The organism is Polynucleobacter parvulilacunae, from assembly GCF_018881715.1.
Classification (GTDB): Bacteria; Pseudomonadota; Gammaproteobacteria; order Burkholderiales; family Burkholderiaceae; genus Polynucleobacter; species Polynucleobacter parvulilacunae.
The window spans coordinates 305,965-323,913 of sequence record NZ_JACVPW010000013.1; the positions used below are offsets into that span (position 1 = coordinate 305,965).

Below are 17,949 nucleotides of genomic sequence, written 5' to 3' on the forward strand. Positions count from 1 at the left end.
TAAAAGTTGAGGGTTATTTGGCTTATTTAAGGACTATTTAGGTGGTTTTAGGTTTCTGCCTAATAAGAAGATCTCGGAAGACTTAGCTCTGGATGCTTTTGGTTTACGGGAAGCAACGGTTTTGAAGACCTTTTTAAAGGATTCCACGATTTGACTATAGCCACTGCCGTTAAAACACTTGATCAAAAGCGCACCCTCAGGCCTGAGATGTGCAGTAGCAAAGTCTAGGGCTATCTCTGCCAGGAAAGCCATTCTGGCAGCATCAGCGACACCTACACCAGATAGGTTTGGCGCCATGTCCGATAACACTAGGTCAACCTTACCTTCTGCCTCTTTGGGGAGCATGGCCTCAAGGGCAGCAAGACCCTCGTCTTCGCGGAAGTCTCCTTGAATAAAGCTCACGTCGGCAATATCTTCCATTGGCAGAATATCAATCGCAATAATCTGACCATCTGGCTTACCGGACTCAATCTTAGGATTGCTTTTACCTAGTTCGGTTAAGCGGTTGCGGGCGTACTGAGACCAGCTCCCTGGGGCGCTACCCAAGTCAACAATAGTCATGCCTGCTTTGATGAGGTGATCTTGCTCGTCTATTTCGCTGAGCTTGTAAACCGCCCTAGCGCGATAACCCTCTTTCTGAGCCATCTTCACATAGGGATCGTTTAAATGATCCTGCAACCAACTTTTATTAAATTTATTCTTTGCCACAACTTACCCACTTTCGACCTCCATTTTCCTGGTTTCCGCCATCTAAAGCAAAAGGAATTAAGGAAAATATCCTTAAATTTGGGCTATTAAGCAGAAATAGACAGTGAATGCTCTATCATCAATGCCATGACTGCACTCATTCTTACCCCTGCACAACGCAAATCCCTCAAGGCCGATGCTCATGACTTAAGTCCTGTAGTAATGGTTGGTGGCGATGGACTCACACCTGCTGTAATCAAGGAAGCAAAATTAGCGATTAAGCATCATGGCCTAATTAAGATTCGCGTATTTGGAGATGATCGCGACGCTCGCATAGGTATTTACGAAGAACTATGCGATAAATTGGACGCAGCCCCTGTTCAGCATATCGGCAAATTACTAGTGCTTTGGAAGCCAAAAGATGCTGTTGATGAAGCATTCAGCAATCTCGGGCGCTCTAGCAAACAGACTAAAAAGTCTTTGCAAGCGCCGCGCACTAAGCGTCAACCTAATCGCACTGCTACCAAAACTGGAGTACGTACAAGCACCTCCGAAAGATCTGATCGTCGCTCTGCTTCGAATACTTCACCATTCGAAAGAGCTGCTGCCGCGAAATCAGCTACACCTAAGAAGCGTGTTCTGCGCTCAGAGGCTGCCGAATCTAAGATTGGTTGGTCGTCCCCTGGCTATAGAAAAGCGATAGCTGCTCCTGCGCCAATCAAGAAACGAAAGGTGCGAATGAGTAGCACCAAAAAGAAATCACTGGGCTCTTAAAAAAACTCTGTGATTAAAAGTAAAGAAGCGCCGCTAGTCGGCGTTTTTTGTTGCCCGCCATACGAGCACCAATCCAAATGCTGCTTGAGTCATAAATAGGATGCTAGAAGCGCCATGGAGTCTATTGAATAGAGCAGCATTTGTAGATTCACGGACGGATAAACCCAGATACAAAGCTTGATCTCTCAGTGAATTCATCCAGGGTATAAGGATGAATGCGGCCCCTAGAGTGCAGGTCAGCATACCAAGTAATATCCAACGAATGAAGCGATATCGATTTAAATTTTGGCGCACCAAATAGTTAGCCATCAACATAAGAATGGTGGAGATTAATACCCCTAAATAGGCCGTTACTTTGAAAAGGTTGGCGGCAACCATGCCTGCAACTTGCCTATCTCCCAAACTGGAAAACAGAATAGGGACAACCAAAAAACCAATAGTGAGAAAACTGCCGACCCAGAGTCCTGAAATCAGGCTAAAAACTCTCTGGGCTCGGATGTGATGCATTAGACGTAACGAACAGCCAGAATTTCAACCTCGCGATTGCCACCAGGCGCCTGAACAGCCACAACATCACCCTCTTCTTTGCTGATTAGTGCGCGTGCAATTGGTGAGCTAATAGATATTTTATTAAAAGCGATATCCGCCTCATCGTCACCAACGATTTGATAAGTGAACTTAGTGCCATCTTCCAAGTCCTCCAAGTCAACTGTAGCTCCGAAAACAACGCGACCAGTGACATCTAGTGAGGCTGGATCAATAATTTGAGCTGCTGAAAGCTTGCCTTCTAGCTCTTGAATACGGCCTTCAATAAAACCCTGTTTTTCTTTGGCGGCGTCGTATTCCGCGTTCTCAGACAAGTCACCTTGAGCGCGAGCTTCAGAAATAGCGTTAATGACTGAAGGACGCTCTACATGTTTAAGGCGGTGCAATTCTTCTTTGAGAAGTTCTGCGCCGCGCTTGGTAATCGGAATTGTGCTCATGCTACTAACCTAACTTAAATTCTTGCGCAAAATTACGCGTATAAAAGTTGATTTTAGATTAAATAAGCGACCGATGTAAGTTTTGCAAGGAATAGACCTCAAGTGACTCTAGCTTGCCATTTTGCGAGGCCAGCAAGCCGTCCATAACCGCACGAGCTGCACTAATGGTTGTGTAATACGTCACACCATTGGCCTGTGCACTAGTACGAATCGATCTAGAGTCAGCAATCGCTGTCCGGGTTTCATCCACTGTAGTGAACACAAGCGAAATTTCCCCATTCTTGATGAAATCCACAATATGAGGACGGCCATCTTTAACCTTATTCACAACCTTAACAGGCAGACCGGCCGCTTCAATCGCTGCGGCTGTGCCTTTGGTTGCAACCATTGGGAAGCCAAGTTGATGTAATAACTTAGCAACTTCAATAGCCTTTGGTTTATCGCTATCTTTAACGGTAAGAAGAACGGTACCGCTCTTAGGCAACTTAATGCCAGCGCCTAATTGAGACTTAAACAATGCCTCACCGAATGTCTTGCCTACACCCATGACTTCACCCGTAGATCGCATTTCAGGTCCAAGAATTGGATCGATGCCAGGGAATTTATTGAATGGGAATACCGCTTCTTTAACCGAGAAGTAAGGAGGCTTGACCTCAGTTTTGATACCCTGCTGACCTAAAGTTTGACCAACCATACAGCGGGCAGCGATCTTCGCAAGTTGCAAGCCAGTTGCTTTAGACACAAATGGCACAGTGCGTGAAGCGCGTGGGTTTACTTCTAGTACGTAAATTACATCCTTACCATCTACATTCTGGATAGCAAATTGCACATTCATCAAGCCAACTACATTAAGGCCTTTAGCCATTGCTGCTGTCTGACGTTTAATTTCTTCAACAGTAGCATCAGATAGGGAGTATGGAGGCAATGAACAGGCCGAGTCACCAGAGTGAACACCGGCTTGCTCGATATGTTCCATGACGCCACCAATAAAGACAGTCTCACCGTCGCTAATGCAATCCACATCACACTCAATGGCATCGTTTAAGAAGCGGTCTAGCAATACCGGGGAATCATGAGAAACCTTAACTGCCTCACGCATATAGCGTTCGAGGTCACGGCCATCATGAACAATCTCCATGGCGCGGCCACCTAAAACATAGGATGGACGTACCACTAATGGGTAGCCGATTTCTTCTGCAAGCTTAAGAGCCTCATCTTCAGCACGGGCTGTGCGGTTAGGCGGCTGACGTAAGCCAAGATCCTGAAGCAACTTTTGGAAGCGCTCACGGTCTTCTGCAGCATCAATCATGTCAGGTGAAGTTCCGATGATAGGAACACCATTGCGCTCAAGATCTAAGGCCAATTTCAATGGAGTCTGTCCGCCGTACTGAACGATCACACCCTTTGGTTTTTCCTTTGCAACAATTTCGAGTACATCCTCAAGTGTGAGCGGCTCAAAGTACAAGCGATCAGAGGTATCGTAGTCAGTAGAAACAGTTTCAGGGTTGCAGTTAACCATGATGGTTTCGTAACCATCTTCACGCATCGCTAACGCAGCATGTACACAGCAGTAATCAAACTCAATACCTTGACCAATACGATTTGGGCCTCCGCCCAAAACCATAATCTTCTCTTTATTAGTCGGCTGAGATTCACACTCGCCATGTTCAGCTTCATAAGTTGAATAGAGATAGGCGGTATTCGTGGAGAACTCTGCGGCACAGGTATCTACGCGCTTGTAGACTGGTACTACTTTTAGGCGGTGACGAGCAGCACGAACCGAAGCAGCATCCACTTTAAGCAACTTCGCCAAGCGACGATCTGAGAAACCTTTTTGCTTTACAAAGCGTAACTCTGGCGCTGTAAGACTATCAATCTTACGCTGCTTGAGCTCAGTCTCAATGGTGATCAACTCTTCAATTTGCTCTAAGAACCAAGGATCAACTTTAGTTTCAGAATAAATTTCATCAAGGCCCATGCCCATGCGGAATGCATCAGCTAAATACCAAATGCGATCTGGGCCCGGTTCATTAATCTCATTGATGATGTCATCCAAATCTGTGGAAACTTCGTCTAGACCATCAACACCAACCTCAAGACCACGCAGCGCCTTCTGGAAGGATTCTTGGAAAGTGCGGCCAATTGCCATCACTTCTCCAACTGACTTCATCTGAGTTGTTAAGCGGGAATCCGCTTGCGGGAACTTCTCAAATGCAAAGCGAGGAATTTTGGTAACGACATAATCGATTGAAGGCTCAAATGATGCAGGAGTAGCTCCACCGGTAATGTCGTTCTTTAGCTCATCTAAGGTGTAGCCAACAGCTAATTTAGCGGCAATCTTTGCAATCGGGAAACCGGTCGCTTTAGAAGCCAAAGCAGATGAACGCGAAACGCGTGGATTCATTTCAATCACGATCATGCGGCCATCAACCGGGTTGATCGAGAATTGAACGTTTGAGCCGCCAGTATCAACACCGATTTCTCTTAGAACAGCAATCGATGCGTTACGCATGATTTGATATTCTTTATCCGTAAGTGTCTGTGCTGGAGCAACTGTGATGGAGTCGCCGGTATGCACACCCATTGGATCCAAGTTTTCAATCGAGCAAACGATGATGCAGTTGTCACTGCGATCACGTACCACTTCCATCTCGAATTCTTTCCAGCCCAAGAGAGACTCTTCAATTAAGAGTTCACGTGTCGGAGATAAATCAAGTCCGCGCTTGCAAATCTCTTCAAACTCTTCACGGTTATAAGCAATACCGCCACCTGATCCACCCATGGTAAATGAAGGACGAATGACCACAGGAAAACCAGAGCTGCCAGTTTCTTGCTGTATACGCTGCTGCACTTCGTGCGCTTCATCCATCGAATGCGCAATACCAGACTTAGCTGAGCCAAGACCAATTTTAGTCATGGCCTCTTTAAATTTCTGACGATCTTCCGCTTTATCAATTGCTTCTGGTGAAGCGCCAATTAATTCGCAACCGTACTTTTCCAACACACCATGACGATGTAAATCCAGCGCGCAATTAAGCGCTGTCTGACCGCCCATTGTTGGAAGGATTGCATCTGGTTTTTCAGTTGCAATGATGCGTTCAACTACTTCCCATGTAATAGGCTCGATGTAAGTCACATCAGCCATCTCTGGGTCAGTCATGATGGTTGCAGGATTGCTGTTCACCAAAATAACTTTGTAGCCTTCGTCACGCAAAGCCTTACATGCTTGCGCTCCTGAATAGTCAAACTCACAGGCCTGGCCAATCACAATTGGGCCGGCACCAATAATCAGAATGCTCTTAATGTCGCTACGCTTAGGCATTATTTGCCCTCCTTCTTGCTGGCAGCATTCATGAGCTCCACAAAACGATCAAATAAATAGGCAATGTCATGAGGACCAGGTGAGGCCTCGGGATGCCCTTGGAAACAGAGTGCCGGCTTATCCTTCCAAGCCAAACCTTGCAAAGATCCATCGAATAAAGAAACATGAGTTACACGAATATTGTCCGGCAGAGTATTTGCATCAACAGCAAAACCATGATTCTGTGAAGTGATCGCTACGCGTCCGGTATCCAAATCTTTTACAGGATGGTTAGCACCATGGTGACCAAACTTCATCTTCAAGGTTTTTGCGCCTGCAGCAAGACCCATAATTTGGTGGCCTAAACAGATTCCAAAGGTCGGTACGCCCTTCTCAATAATTTCTTTGGCAGCGGTAATGGCGTAATCGCAAGGACCGGGATCTCCAGGGCCATTTGAAAAGAACACGCCATCAGGATTCATGGCCAATACTTCAGCAGCGCTAGTCTGTGCAGGCACAACTGTTAACTGACAGCCACGCTCAGTGAGCATGCGCAAAATATTACGTTTAACGCCAAAGTCATAAGCAACAACCTTCTTAACTGGCTTGCTAGTGTCCAAGTTTCTGTAGGCAGGCTTTCCGTCTGGGCCATGAAGATCCCATTCCGCTTCGCGCCACTCATAAGACTTCTTGGTAGTAACCACTTTTGCAAGATCTAAGCCTGACATGCCAGGGAATGCTTTAGCAAGCTCAAGCGCTTTCTTACCCAAGGTTTCATAGCTATCGCCCACTTTGCCAGCAACAATAGCCCCTGATTGGGCGCCCTTATCGCGCAGAATACGAGTGAGCTTACGAGTATCGATTCCAGCAATGCCTAATACGCCGGCTTTGGTTAGATAGTCGTCAAGGGAGCCTTCGGATCGAAAGCTAGATACGCGTTTTGGCAAATCTTTAATGACAAGTCCTGCGGCATGAATCTGGTCAGACTCTGCATCCTGTGCATTTACACCAACATTGCCAATATGAGGATAGGTCAATGTGACGATTTGGCGTGAATAGCTTGGATCAGTGATGATCTCCTGGTATCCAGTCAATGCAGTATTGAAAACGACTTCGCCGGTAGTTTCGCCTGGGGCGCCAATACTAAATCCGGGAAATATAGTGCCGTCGGCTAAAGCCAACACGGCGGGAGGAAAAGAAGGAAGCAAGGGTGACAAACCATCTCCAGTCCCTGCTCCATCCGACGCTCAAAACCCTCAAATAGACCAACCCGAGGATGTTTTTGCGGGTGGTGAGTGTCTTTAAGCGCTAGGGTATTTATTAAGTTTCGAACCCTGTAATCATACCATTTTTGCTCGTAAACCCTTGGATACCCAGTCAAATGGGGCTTTAGATGGAAAAAGCTCCCCCAGCCTAATGGCTAGAGGAGCAATTTATCCCAAATTACAGGTTTTTAAGCCTTGGCGCTTTGCTCGATGATGGTCTTAATTTGCGCTAAAACCGTCTGATCATCCATAGTGCTGATATCACCTGGATCACGCCCTTCAGCTACAGCCTGAAGTGCACGACGAACAATCTTGCCAGAACGCGTCTTAGGCAATGCAGTGACAATATAGACACGTCCAGGGCGGGCAATCGCACCCAAGGTGGTATCTACAGTCTTCATACACTCCGCCTCTAAGGTAGCTGTATTGGATGCATCTTTTGGAATGACGAATGCAATAGCAGCCTGACCCTTCAGCTTGTCTTCAATGCCAACGACGGCAACCTCAGAAACATTCGGGTGACTTGAGATGCTCTCTTCAATCTCACGCGTTCCAAGACGATGTCCAGCTACGTTAATGACGTCGTCTGTTCTTCCCAATATGAAGAAGTAACCGTCTTTATCTTTAATGCCCCAGTCAAATGTGGAGTAAATCAACTTGCCGGGAATGGTTTCCCAATAAGTGCTGATAAAGCGCTTGTCATCACCCCAAACGGTTTGCATACAACCTGGAGGCAATGGACCCTCAATGGCAATAACGCCTTTTTGATCAGGCCCCAACTCTTCAGAAGTTGCATCATCAAGCAATTTCATGTTGTAACCAAAAGATGGAACGCCTGGCGAACCAAACTTATGCGGCATTACCTCTACGCCACGTTGAATTGCCAGCATTGGCCAGCCAGTTTCTGTCTGCCAGTAGTTATCAACAATTGGCTTATTAATGGCGCCATGAATCCAACTTGCAGTGGGTTCATCCAAAGGCTCGCCTGCCAAAAACAAGGCGCGCAATTTTGACAAATCATATTTTGTTAAGAACGCAGGATCCTGCTTCTTGAGAACACGAACCGCAGTTGGTGCAGAGAACATTACGGAAACTTTGTACTTATCTACCAGCTCCCACCAAATGCCTGCGTCAGGACGAAGTGGTGTTCCTTCATACATGATGGTGGCCATACCAGATAGCAGTGGCGCGTAAATGATATAGCTGTGCCCAACAACCCAACCAATGTCGGAAGTACAGAACATCGTTTCACCAGCCTTACCAGTAAAGATGTGCTTCATAGAGGCAGCAAGCGCTACGGCATATCCACCGGTATCACGTTGCACGCCCTTTGGCTTACCAGTTGTACCTGAGGTATACAAAATATAAGAAGGATGAGTTGCATCAACCCACTCAACAGGAACTACATCATTAAGATGTTTTTGACGCTCGCTAGCGTAATCTAAATCACGACCAGCAACAGTGCTGAATTCAGTTAAACCGCGGTTCACAATCAATACTTTTTCAGGCTTGTATTCAGCTAGAGTAATTGCCTCGTCTAGCAATGGCTTGTAAGGTACCGCCTTACCGCCACGCGCACCAGCTTCAGCAGTAACAATCAACTTTGGTTTTGCATCATCAATACGAGAAGCTAAGCTATGTGAAGCAAAGCCACCGAACACAACAGAGTGAATGGCGCCAATACGAGCGCAAGCAAGCATTGCAAAACATGCTTCCGCAATCATCGGCATATAAATCAATACGCGATCACCCTTTTTGACGCCGTTTGCTTTGTAAATTGCAGCCATACGATTAACTTCCTCGTAAAGCTCTTTAAATGTATATGCCTTCTCTTGATTGGTTTCTGTTGAAACTGCAACCAAGGCAATTTGATCGGGACGATCTTTTAAATGACGGTCAACTGCGTTGAAACAAAGATTTGTTAAGCCACCCTCAAACCATTTTGCAAATGGCGGGTTGTTGTAATTGAGAACTTTATCGAACGGCTTTTCCCAGTGAATTAATTGCGCTTGCTCACCCCAAAATCCATCTGGATCTTTAATTGAGCGTTCGTGGTGTGCTTTATAGGACATGGTCAACCTAATTTCTTAAAAAAGTTACTCAAATTACTGGCTCTTGCTCACCCCTTTACCAGCGTTATTACCGGCTGAGGCTGGTGAACTATCATTTTTCGCAGATTTTGCAAGCCCTGTCGATGCGGATTTATGCTGAGATGCAGCATTTTTTCCGGAAGAATTACCCTTAGAAGCGACCTTTTCGGTAGTTTTTGATGGATTTGCAGGGGCGCACTTCGTGGGCTTTGCTCCTTTTGCTGCTTTAGCAGGCTTCGGACACTTTGGCGCTGGCGGGGCCGGCTTTTCTAGGCTAAGGCTAGCGTTGTCAGCCATTGCCGGCGATACATCCCCTGGTCGACGGCTGGTTTTGGGTATCAATACAGTTGAGCCCGCACGAATCCGCATGCCTCTGGGTATACCGTTTACCTCTCTGAGTGTATCGACATCTACACCTAAAGTTTTTGCTGCTAGATCCACGCTCTCTGTTTTAGATACTTGCACAGCCGTCCAGGAAGACAGGGGTTTTGTGTATTGCTTTAAGTTATCTTGAAAGATTTCTGCATGAGCAAACGGCAATAGAATTTGCTGGTTAGCATTACTCAAAATAACGGGCTTATTGAATGAAGGATTCAGACTCTGAAATTCATCCGCAGGTATATCGGCTAATTTAATAACCAAAGCAACATCGATATCACTGCCGACATCGACTGCAACAAAGTATGGGTGATTCTCTAAATCAGGCAAGACAATTCCATAAGCCTGTGGATCTAAAACAATTTGTCGATAGGCCATTAGTTTCGGAACGTAATTTCGTGTCTCGCGCGGCAAGGCCAAGCTTTCATAATCTGTCGGCAGGCCAGCAGCAGCATTTCGTTTCTGCGCCTTTGAAATATTGCCTGCACCCCAGTTGTATGCGGCTAAAGCCAATTCCCAGCTTCCAAATTGATTATTCAGACGCTGCAAGTAATCCAAGGCAGCATCGGTTGACTGAACTACATCTCGGCGCTCATCTCTAAATACATTCTGAGTTAATCGAAAGTCTTTACCAGTGGCGGGCATAAACTGCCATAAGCCTACCGCCTTTGCGCTTGACTTTGCATTGGTTACAAAAGCACTTTCAACAAATGGCAACAATGCAATCTCGGTTGGCATATTGCGCGCGTTCACTTCCTGGACGATGTAAAACAAATAGCGCGAGGAACGTGTCATTGAGCGATTGACATAATCTGGTCTTGCAGCCAGCCAACGAACCTGCTCAATTTCTAGCGGTGTATTCATCGGCTCCATCTGAAAGCCATCGCGAATGCGCAGCCACAAGTTATCAGACGGCGCATAGATTTTGCTCACCGATTGATTTTTGAGATTCACTCGTGCGGCTCTTGATGCTTTTGAATTTGCTTTCGTCGGCGTATCTGAAGACCAATCTCCAGTGCTAGCACAGCCGCTCAAGAAAGCAGCAATTAAAATTGCCGCATACATCATGCGCATCAGAAGCGATCTTTCCAGGCGCGAATAACCGCTAGAACATGCGCAGGACTCGGCAAAGCAGTTTGACCTGAAACCTCTTTAGCCATTGCAATAACCTCTGGTTGATCGCAACGCATAAAGGGATTGACTTGAAGTTCTTGGCCAATAGTCGTTGGCAAGGTCGGCAAGTTTTGCTCTCTGAGAGATTTGGCTTGCTCTGCCCAGGAGATCAAATTGAGGTTATTAGGCTCAACAGCTAAAGCAAAGCGAATATTGGATAAGGTGTATTCATGAGTGCAGAAGACCAAAGTATTTTTTGGTAATGCCGCAAACTTTCCAAGAGACTCTGACATTTGAGTAGGTGTACCCTCAAACAATCTTCCACAGCCTGATGCAAATAGCGTATCGCCACAAAAGAGCATAGGCTCAACAACATTAGCTTGCATATTTGCAAAGTAGGCAATGTGACTTAGGGTGTGACCAGGAACTTCGAATACCTTTAGGCTAATTCGAGGAGATGCTATTTCCACCTTGTCATCCTGCATTGCTACGACAGCTCTCCCCGGAATGTTGTCACCTACCGGACCCCAAACAGGAATATCAGCGCCTAGTTCTTGCAACAACTTCAGAATACCGCCCGTATGGTCAGCATGGTGATGAGTAATTAAAATTCCCTTGAGGCTTAAGTTACTTGCCCTTAAATATTCAATTACCGGTGCAGAATCACCCGGGTCAACCACTAAAGCAGAGCTGCCATCGTGAATGCACCAGATATAGTTATCATCGAAAGCCGGAATGGGCCAAACCTGCAATAAAGTATTCTTATCCATAGACCGATGATACCAACCCCACCCATCCCCTCTCAGATGCCTGCACCTCCCTGGAGCTCATGGGAAAAATGGCTTCAATCCCCTCCAGGACGCTATGTTCTTGCATGGGAGCAACGCTGTTTTGACCAAATTGTTGCCGATGTCTTTGGCTTTCATGCGGTCCAAATTGGCCTTCCTCAAATTAATAGCCTCAGTGAAAATCGGATGCCTTTGCACGCTATATTGATCCACTCGAACGATAGCCTTGATTGCGCAGCACGCTATAAGTGGCACCTCATTAAAGGCAATCCAACAGAACTTCCTTTTGCCAGCGAGAGCCTTGATTTAATTGTTTTACCTCACGTACTAGAGTTTGCAGCAGACCCCCATCAAATACTGCGAGAGGTTGATCGCGTTCTTCGACCTGAGGGTCGCTTAATCATTTCAGGGTTTAATCCAGCAAGCTTATGGGGTGCGAGGCAATATCTCAGCAGATTAATAGGTACGCCCTACCTTCCCAGGGATGGACAATTTATTAGTCTTATTCGCATTAAAGACTGGCTCGAGTTACTCAACTTTTCTTTAGATCGCGGCCACTTTGGTTGTTATAAATTCCCATTGCAAGGCGAATCTGTCATGGGGAGAATGAACTTTCTCGAAAAGATGGGAAATCGTTGGTGGCCTATATTTGGCGCAGTGTTTTTAGTCTCGGCAATTAAGCGGCAACAAGGAATACGTCTGATTGGGCCAGCCTCTGTAGTTCGCATTCCAGGCATGCAACCATTAAAACCTGCCACTGAACGAAGTAGTATTCAAAAACACCTTAAAAATAGCAAAGCCAAGTAAAGCGTAAATTATTGCAATGCCGCATTCCAAGACCCATTCTCATCACCCTACCCATCCACACATCGTGATTTATACCGATGGTGCTTGCAAAGGCAATCCTGGACCTGGCGGCTGGGGGGCTGTTTTGCGATCCGGAGGCCATGAAAAGCACATTCACGGAGGTGAAAAGCTCACCACTAATAACCGCATGGAGATCTGTGCGGTGATATTTGCCTTAAAAGCCCTCAAGCAACGCAGCACTGTTGAACTCTGGACTGACTCTCAATATGTTCAAAAAGGGGTTACGGAATGGCTCGAGGGCTGGAAAAAAAGGGGTTGGAAAACTGCCAGCAAGGATCCCGTTAAGAATGCGGATTTATGGCAGGAGCTAGACTCCCTTCTACCCGATCACGACATCTCCTGGCATTGGGTTAGAGGCCATAACGGACACCCTGGCAATGAGCTGGCCGATCAGCTTGCCAACAAGGGTGTTGAAGAGTTTTTACCCTAGGACTAATCCCCTTAATGGGGCACGATTTAAGCAATCTTATGAGAGAATGATCCTGCTCTAAGGACCTTAAAACCCCATATATCAGCATATAAAACCTAGAAAAACGAGACTGTGTCAAAAATAGAATCTTCACTCGATAAGGCAGTTGCCAAACTCGTGCAATTTAAAAATTCAGGTAAAGCCCGCTTATGTGGACTTTGGCAAAAGTACTTACCTCAGATTAATCGGATCAAGCAATTGGATTACGCCACCGTTAAATCCTTTGTTGTGAAATTTAAATGGCGAATCTTGCTGGTATTAATAGTCCTTTATGCCGGTTCCAAGGCTTATGACTATTTCTTTCCTGCCTCTGAAAAAGCTGGTGGACCGGTAACCATTACATCTGTTGTAGTCGAGAAGAAAGATGTACCTCTCATCATTGAAGCAACTGGCACCATTGTTTCCAACAGTATTGTTGATATACGTCCGATGGTTACCAACACCGTTGCCAAGATTGAAGTAAAGGATGGTCAAGAAGTAAAAGCTGGTGATTTACTGTTTACCCTAGATGATCGCAATGACAAAGCAAATTACGAAAAGCTGAAAGCTCTAGCCGATGATGCTCAAAAGCAATACTTACGTGCTAAAGAGCTTGTGGCCAAGAACTTCATCTCAAAAGCCGGCCTAGAAACTAGCCTTGCTAATGCCAAGTCAGCCCAAGCTGCTGCTCGTTCAGCTGAAGTACAACTATCATTTGATTACATTAAGTCGCCGATTGATGGTCGCGCTGGCATTGTGAACGTCTTCCCTGGATCCTTGGTGCAGGCAAGCAATATTGTGTCCACCGCAACAAGCTCTACAGCTACCTCAAGCGTGGGCTCAATGGTCACCATTACGCAGCTCAACCCAATTAACGTTCAATTTGTGATTCCTGAAAAGGATATCCCTATCATGCTGGAGAATCAGCTTGATGGCGAAGCAATGTCTGTAAAAGTGGTTGTTGGTGATAGCGGCAAAAAAACTTATGAAGGAAAAGTCTTAGTAATTGATAACCAAGTTGACCCATCAATTGCTGCCGTGCGCGTTAAAGCGCAAATTCCGAACGATGACAAAACTTTATTACCTGGACAATTTGCCCGTGTTTCCCTTATTGCAAATACTTTAAAAGACGCTCTTGCCATTCCATCGCAAGCAGTAGTCATTAACGCCCGCGGCAAAATGGTCTATGTCGTAGACAAAGACGGCAAAGCAGTAGCCAAGCCAATCAAGGTTGTATACGAATACCAAGGATCAACTGTTGTTACCGGTATTGAACCTGGCGACAGAGTAGTGGTTGAAGGAAAACAAAACTTACGTCCAGGCAGCAAAGTGCGCGAGGCTAAAAATACAACGCCTGCGTCAATTCCTGGAACGCCAGCAGTAGCAACTCCAACTGCGGCTGCTCCTGCAACACCTTCAGCCCCAGACAAAAAATGACACTTTCCGAATTATGCATTCGGCGTCCGGTAATGACGGTGTTGCTCTCAGTGGCAACCGTTATTGCAGGTGCAGTCGCATACGTCAAAATTCCTGTAGCCGCCCTTCCCAGCTTCAATACACCAGTCATTTCGGTAAGTGCCTCGCTTCCTGGAGCATCCCCAGAAAACATGGCATCCGCTGTTGCGCTACCGCTAGAAAAAGAGTTCTCAACGATTGATGGCATTAACGTCATTAGCTCTACCAATTCTTTAGGCAGTACCAGCATTACTCTAGAATTTAATAACGATAGAGATATTGATAAGGCAGCGGTAGACGTACAAGCAGCATTATTGCGTGCACAAAAACGGCTGCCAATTGAAATGACGGTTCCGCCTTCTTATAGAAAAATTAATCCGTCAGACACTCCAGTGTTAGTAGTGAGAATGAGCTCACCCTCAATCAGCCTCTCCGATATCAATCAGTACGCTGAAAATCTCGTCTCACCTAATTTATCTACTATTAGCGGCGTTGCACAAGTACTTGTCTATGGAGCCAAGCGTTACGCCGTGCGTGTACGCGTGCATCCAGACGCGCTTGCCAATAGAAACTTAACTGTAGATGACATTGCTTTAGCAGTAAATAAAGCCAACTCCAATAGCCCGGTAGGTGTATTAGACGGCCCTCGCCAAGCCATCACCATTTACGCTAACCCGCAATTGGTCAGGCCAGAAGAGTTCGCCAATTTAATTGTGAGCCAAAAGAATGGTTTGCCTATCTACCTTAAGGATGTCGCTGATGTCATAGAGAGTTATGAAGACGTCAAGACACTTGCTAGCTCTAATGGAGAGCGCTCCATTGCCGTTGCTGTTCTCAGGCAGCCAGGGGCTAATACCGTTGAAGTAGTCAAGGCTGTAAAGCAATTACTTCCTCAGCTGCAAAAACAAATGCCAGAGTCTATTAGGCTCCAGCTGCTTAATGATCGCTCCCTTTCCATTATTGAAGCCATTCATGACGTTAATCTCACGCTGGCATTAACCGTCTTATTGGTGATCCTGGTTATCTTTTTATTCTTAAAACATATTTCAGCAACCATCATTCCCTCTATCAGCCTGCCTATTTCGCTGATTGGCGCTTTTTTCTTGCTGTACTTTATGGGCTACAGCCTAGATAACATTTCCTTGCTTGGCATTACGCTTGCCGTTGGATTGGTAGTTGATGATGCGATTGTTGTGCTTGAAAACATCATGCGCTATGTGGAGCAAGGCATGGATCCACTTAAAGCATCGCTCAAAGGCAGTAAAGAGGTTGGATTCACCATCATCTCCATTTCCATTTCATTGGTAGCCGTATTTATTCCACTCTTCTTTATGCCGGGCCCAATCGGACTGCTATTTAGAGAGTTTGCAGTGGTTGTTTCACTCTCCATATTGGTATCAGCAGTTGTGTCGCTAACTGTGGTCCCCATGCTTTGCAGTCGCTTCTTACCAAAACCCGGTCAGCACGCTAAAGAATATGCAATTAATAAAAAGTTTGACCGCTTCTTTGATTGGATGCTCAAGACCTATATTCACTATTTGGATCTTGCCCTTAAGAATCGAAAAATTGTCCTATGGGGAGCCATCTCTACATTTGTAATTACGGTAGTGCTGTTCGTCAATAGTCCGAAGGGCTTCTTCCCCGAGGAGGATATTGGGCAAATTCTGGCGACTACTGAAGCATCAGAAGACATCTCATTTAGAGCAATGTTGGCGCTGCAAGATCAGGCTGCGGAACTAGTCAATACAGATCCCAATGTGGAAAGTTCTATTTCTGTGATTGGCGGTGGTGCCAGTTCTGGTTACAACACTGGCAGGATATTTATTATTCTCAAACCCAAGAGCGATCGCCAGAAGATGGCTAAGGTCATGGAGGGTCTACGAGCTAAGTTCAAAGACATTCCTGGACTTCAAGTTTATATGCGCCCTGTGCAGAACTTACAACTGGGCGGTAAGAGCAGCAAGAGTCGCTATCAATTTACTTTGCAGAGTGTTGGCTTTGAAGGCGTCAATGAATGGGCCGATAAGCTGATGCAAAAAATGCGCGCCGATCCGATGTTCAGGGACGTCACTAGTGACTCTCAAATGAAGGGTTTGAACGTCAAGATCAATATCGATAGAGAAAAAGCTGCAAGTGCTGGGGTCAGCATTGCAGATATACGTTCCGCCCTCTATAACGCCTTTGGAGAAAAGCAGGTCTCAACGATTTACACACCAGTAAATACGTATTACGTCATTCTTGAGGCGGCTGTTGAAGATCGCCAATACGAAACCGACCTCAATAAAATCTTTGTGCGTGGTCGTGCGACTGACAAGCTCATTCCACTATCAAGCCTTGCTAGCTTCACGCGAACTATTGGTCCCACTGCTGTTAACCACCAGGGTCAGATTCCTGCCGTTACCCTGTCCTTTAATTTGGCGCCGGATGTATTCCTGGGCGATGCAACAAAGCAGATTGAATCATTTACCAAAGCCATTGATTTGCCACCCTCCATTATTACTAGCTATGGTGGCGATGCTGCGGTATTTAAAAGTAATCAATCAGGCCAGTTGATTCTCATTTTCTCTGCACTAGGCGTGATCTATATTTTGCTCGGCGTTCTGTATGAGAGCTATATTCACCCACTCACGATTTTGGCTGGCCTGCCTTCGGCAGCAATTGGTGCAATCTTGGCATTACGGATCTTCGGGTTTGAATTAACCATCATTGCCTCGATTGGTATTCTGCTACTGATTGGTATTGTGAAGAAGAATGCAATTTTGATGATTGACTTTGCTTTGGATGCTCAGCGCAATCAAGGAATGTCTCCAGAGAAAGCGATTCGCGAAGCTTGCATTTTGCGTTTCCGACCAATCATGATGACCACCTTTGCTGCGCTTATGGGCGCTATTCCAATCGCCTTCGGCTTGGGAGCTGGTGCTGAGTTGCGTCAACCACTAGGCATTAGTGTTGCAGGTGGCCTAATTTTTTCTCAATTTGTGACTCTGATCATTACACCGGTGATTTACCTCTATTTGGATAAATATGCTGGCAATGGTCCGATGGATATTCCACCTGCCGTCCTAGAGGGAACCTAATGCGTCAAGTTATTCTCGATACCGAAACTACCGGTTTAAATCCAGCTACAGGCGATCGCATTATTGAAATTGGTTGCGTCGAAATGGTTGGCCGCCGCTTAACCGATAGAACCTTTCATTACTACATCAATCCAGAGCGTGATATTGATGCCGGAGCGTTTGCGGTTCACGGACTTTCTAGAGAATTTTTATCCGACAAGCCGATCTTTGCAAACATCGTTGAGCAGTTAATTGAGTTCGTGGATGGCGCAGAAATTGTCATTCATAACGCAGCCTTTGACTTAGGCTTCTTAGATAATGAGTTTGCTTTACTCAAGCGCCCACCATTTCGCAATCTAGCGGCTAAGGTAACGGACACCCTGCTGGATGCCCGCCAAATGTTTCCTGGCAAGAGAAACTCTTTGGACGCACTTTGCGAACGCTTCTCTATTAGCAATAAACATCGAACTTTGCACGGCGCTTTATTGGACGCTCAGCTCTTAGCCGAAGTCTATGTTGCAATGACCAGGGGTCAAGAAGATCTATCGATCGATCTGATTGATTACACAGTTGGAGCTGACTCGACTGGTCATACAAAGCCATTGCCTACAAATCTCAAAGTATTAACAGCAACAGATGATGATTTGCAAAGCCATGAAAAGATTTTGGCAGAGATAGCAAAAGCAAGCAAAAAGGACCCCATCTGGAGTCCTTTGAATATTGCGAGCTAATATTTACATTAGC

General features: G+C 45.9%; 14 protein-coding genes. 6 read left to right on the top strand and 8 right to left on the bottom strand.

The features are described 5' to 3' along the window. Window positions 1–33 precede the first annotated feature (33 nt). Window positions 34–708 (bottom strand): RlmE family RNA methyltransferase, encoded by a 675-nt coding sequence (locus ICN18_RS09975; RefSeq protein WP_216190353.1) that lies wholly within the window; start codon window positions 706–708, stop codon window positions 34–36. A gap of 126 nt (window positions 709–834) precedes the next feature. Between ICN18_RS09975 and ICN18_RS09980 the strand changes: the two genes are divergently transcribed. Next, complete coding sequence (locus tag ICN18_RS09980; protein WP_216190354.1) at window positions 835–1,461, top strand: YhbY family RNA-binding protein; 627 nt, start codon at window positions 835–837, stop codon at window positions 1,459–1,461. Window positions 1,462–1,494: 33 nt separating this feature from the next. Here the strand turns inward: ICN18_RS09980 and ICN18_RS09985 are convergent, their stop codons facing one another. The 7 genes from ICN18_RS09985 to gloB all read right to left on the bottom strand — a co-directional run bounded on the left by ICN18_RS09985 (window position 1,495) and on the right by gloB (window position 11,361). Then, window positions 1,495–1,968, bottom strand: coding sequence for a DUF4149 domain-containing protein (locus tag ICN18_RS09985; protein ID WP_216190355.1), 474 nt, complete (start codon window positions 1,966–1,968; stop codon window positions 1,495–1,497). Beyond that, entirely contained in the window at window positions 1,968–2,444 is a 477-nt protein-coding gene (gene greA / locus ICN18_RS09990) for a transcription elongation factor GreA (RefSeq protein ID WP_216190356.1), read from the bottom strand. The genes ICN18_RS09985 and greA overlap by 1 nt, the downstream gene beginning before the upstream one ends. A 58-nt stretch (window positions 2,445–2,502) precedes the next feature. Then, entirely contained in the window at window positions 2,503–5,766 is a 3,264-nt protein-coding gene (gene carB, locus ICN18_RS09995; RefSeq protein ID WP_216190357.1) for a carbamoyl-phosphate synthase large subunit, read from the bottom strand. Continuing rightward, the gene (carA, locus tag ICN18_RS10000; protein ID WP_216190358.1) at window positions 5,766–6,953 is read right to left on the bottom strand and encodes a glutamine-hydrolyzing carbamoyl-phosphate synthase small subunit; all 1,188 of its coding nucleotides are present in this window, start codon (window positions 6,951–6,953) and stop codon (window positions 5,766–5,768) included. Before carA ends, carB begins: the two co-directional genes overlap by 1 nt. Before the next feature lie 245 nt (window positions 6,954–7,198). Next, window positions 7,199–9,082 (bottom strand): propionate--CoA ligase, encoded by a 1,884-nt coding sequence (locus ICN18_RS10005; protein WP_216190360.1) that lies wholly within the window; start codon window positions 9,080–9,082, stop codon window positions 7,199–7,201. Between the two features lie 33 nt (window positions 9,083–9,115). Continuing rightward, window positions 9,116–10,552, bottom strand: a complete 1,437-nt coding sequence (locus ICN18_RS10010) for a transglycosylase SLT domain-containing protein (protein ID WP_216190362.1) — start codon at window positions 10,550–10,552, stop codon at window positions 9,116–9,118. Then, the gene (gloB, locus tag ICN18_RS10015) at window positions 10,552–11,361 is read right to left on the bottom strand and encodes a hydroxyacylglutathione hydrolase (RefSeq protein ID WP_216190363.1); all 810 of its coding nucleotides are present in this window, start codon (window positions 11,359–11,361) and stop codon (window positions 10,552–10,554) included. The genes ICN18_RS10010 and gloB overlap by 1 nt, the downstream gene beginning before the upstream one ends. 36 nt (window positions 11,362–11,397) lie before the next feature. Between gloB and ICN18_RS10020 the strand changes: the two genes are divergently transcribed. From ICN18_RS10020 to dnaQ, 5 genes are all read left to right on the top strand, one after another. Next, on the top strand, window positions 11,398–12,186 hold the full coding sequence (locus tag ICN18_RS10020; protein ID WP_255532199.1) for a class I SAM-dependent methyltransferase: 789 nt from the start codon (window positions 11,398–11,400) through the stop codon (window positions 12,184–12,186). 16 nt (window positions 12,187–12,202) lie between these two features. Continuing rightward, window positions 12,203–12,676: a ribonuclease HI gene (rnhA, locus tag ICN18_RS10025; protein WP_216190367.1), complete on the top strand. Its 474-nt coding sequence runs from the start codon at window positions 12,203–12,205 to the stop codon at window positions 12,674–12,676. A gap of 111 nt (window positions 12,677–12,787) precedes the next feature. Further along, entirely contained in the window at window positions 12,788–14,131 is a 1,344-nt protein-coding gene (locus tag ICN18_RS10030) for an efflux RND transporter periplasmic adaptor subunit (RefSeq protein ID WP_216190368.1), read from the top strand. Next, window positions 14,128–17,226: an efflux RND transporter permease subunit gene (locus ICN18_RS10035; RefSeq protein ID WP_216190369.1), complete on the top strand. Its 3,099-nt coding sequence runs from the start codon at window positions 14,128–14,130 to the stop codon at window positions 17,224–17,226. Before ICN18_RS10030 ends, ICN18_RS10035 begins: the two co-directional genes overlap by 4 nt. Continuing rightward, window positions 17,226–17,936 carry a DNA polymerase III subunit epsilon gene (gene dnaQ / locus ICN18_RS10040; RefSeq protein ID WP_216190370.1) on the top strand — a complete coding sequence of 237 codons (711 nt, stop codon included), beginning with the start codon at window positions 17,226–17,228 and terminating at the stop codon, window positions 17,934–17,936. The genes ICN18_RS10035 and dnaQ overlap by 1 nt, the downstream gene beginning before the upstream one ends. Window positions 17,937–17,949 lie beyond the last annotated feature (13 nt).

What these genes read in the sequence shown, in the direction of transcription:
- ICN18_RS09980 (WP_216190354.1), top strand. Translation starts at nt 835, where the DNA reads ATGACTGCACTCATTCTTACCCCTGCACAACGCAAATCCCTCAAGGCC.
- ICN18_RS09985 (WP_216190355.1), bottom strand. Translation starts at nt 1,968, where the DNA reads ATGCATCACATCCGAGCCCAGAGAGTTTTTAGCCTGATTTCAGGACTC.
- greA (WP_216190356.1), bottom strand. Translation starts at nt 2,444, where the DNA reads ATGAGCACAATTCCGATTACCAAGCGCGGCGCAGAACTTCTCAAAGAA.
- carB (WP_216190357.1), bottom strand. Translation starts at nt 5,766, where the DNA reads ATGCCTAAGCGTAGCGACATTAAGAGCATTCTGATTATTGGTGCCGGC.
- ICN18_RS10005 (WP_216190360.1), bottom strand. Translation starts at nt 9,082, where the DNA reads ATGTCCTATAAAGCACACCACGAACGCTCAATTAAAGATCCAGATGGA.
- ICN18_RS10010 (WP_216190362.1), bottom strand. Translation starts at nt 10,552, where the DNA reads ATGCGCATGATGTATGCGGCAATTTTAATTGCTGCTTTCTTGAGCGGC.
- gloB (WP_216190363.1), bottom strand. Translation starts at nt 11,361, where the DNA reads ATGGATAAGAATACTTTATTGCAGGTTTGGCCCATTCCGGCTTTCGAT.
- ICN18_RS10020 (WP_255532199.1), top strand. Translation starts at nt 11,398, where the DNA reads ATGCCTGCACCTCCCTGGAGCTCATGGGAAAAATGGCTTCAATCCCCT.
- rnhA (WP_216190367.1), top strand. Translation starts at nt 12,203, where the DNA reads ATGCCGCATTCCAAGACCCATTCTCATCACCCTACCCATCCACACATC.
- ICN18_RS10035 (WP_216190369.1), top strand. Translation starts at nt 14,128, where the DNA reads ATGACACTTTCCGAATTATGCATTCGGCGTCCGGTAATGACGGTGTTG.
- dnaQ (WP_216190370.1), top strand. Translation starts at nt 17,226, where the DNA reads ATGCGTCAAGTTATTCTCGATACCGAAACTACCGGTTTAAATCCAGCT.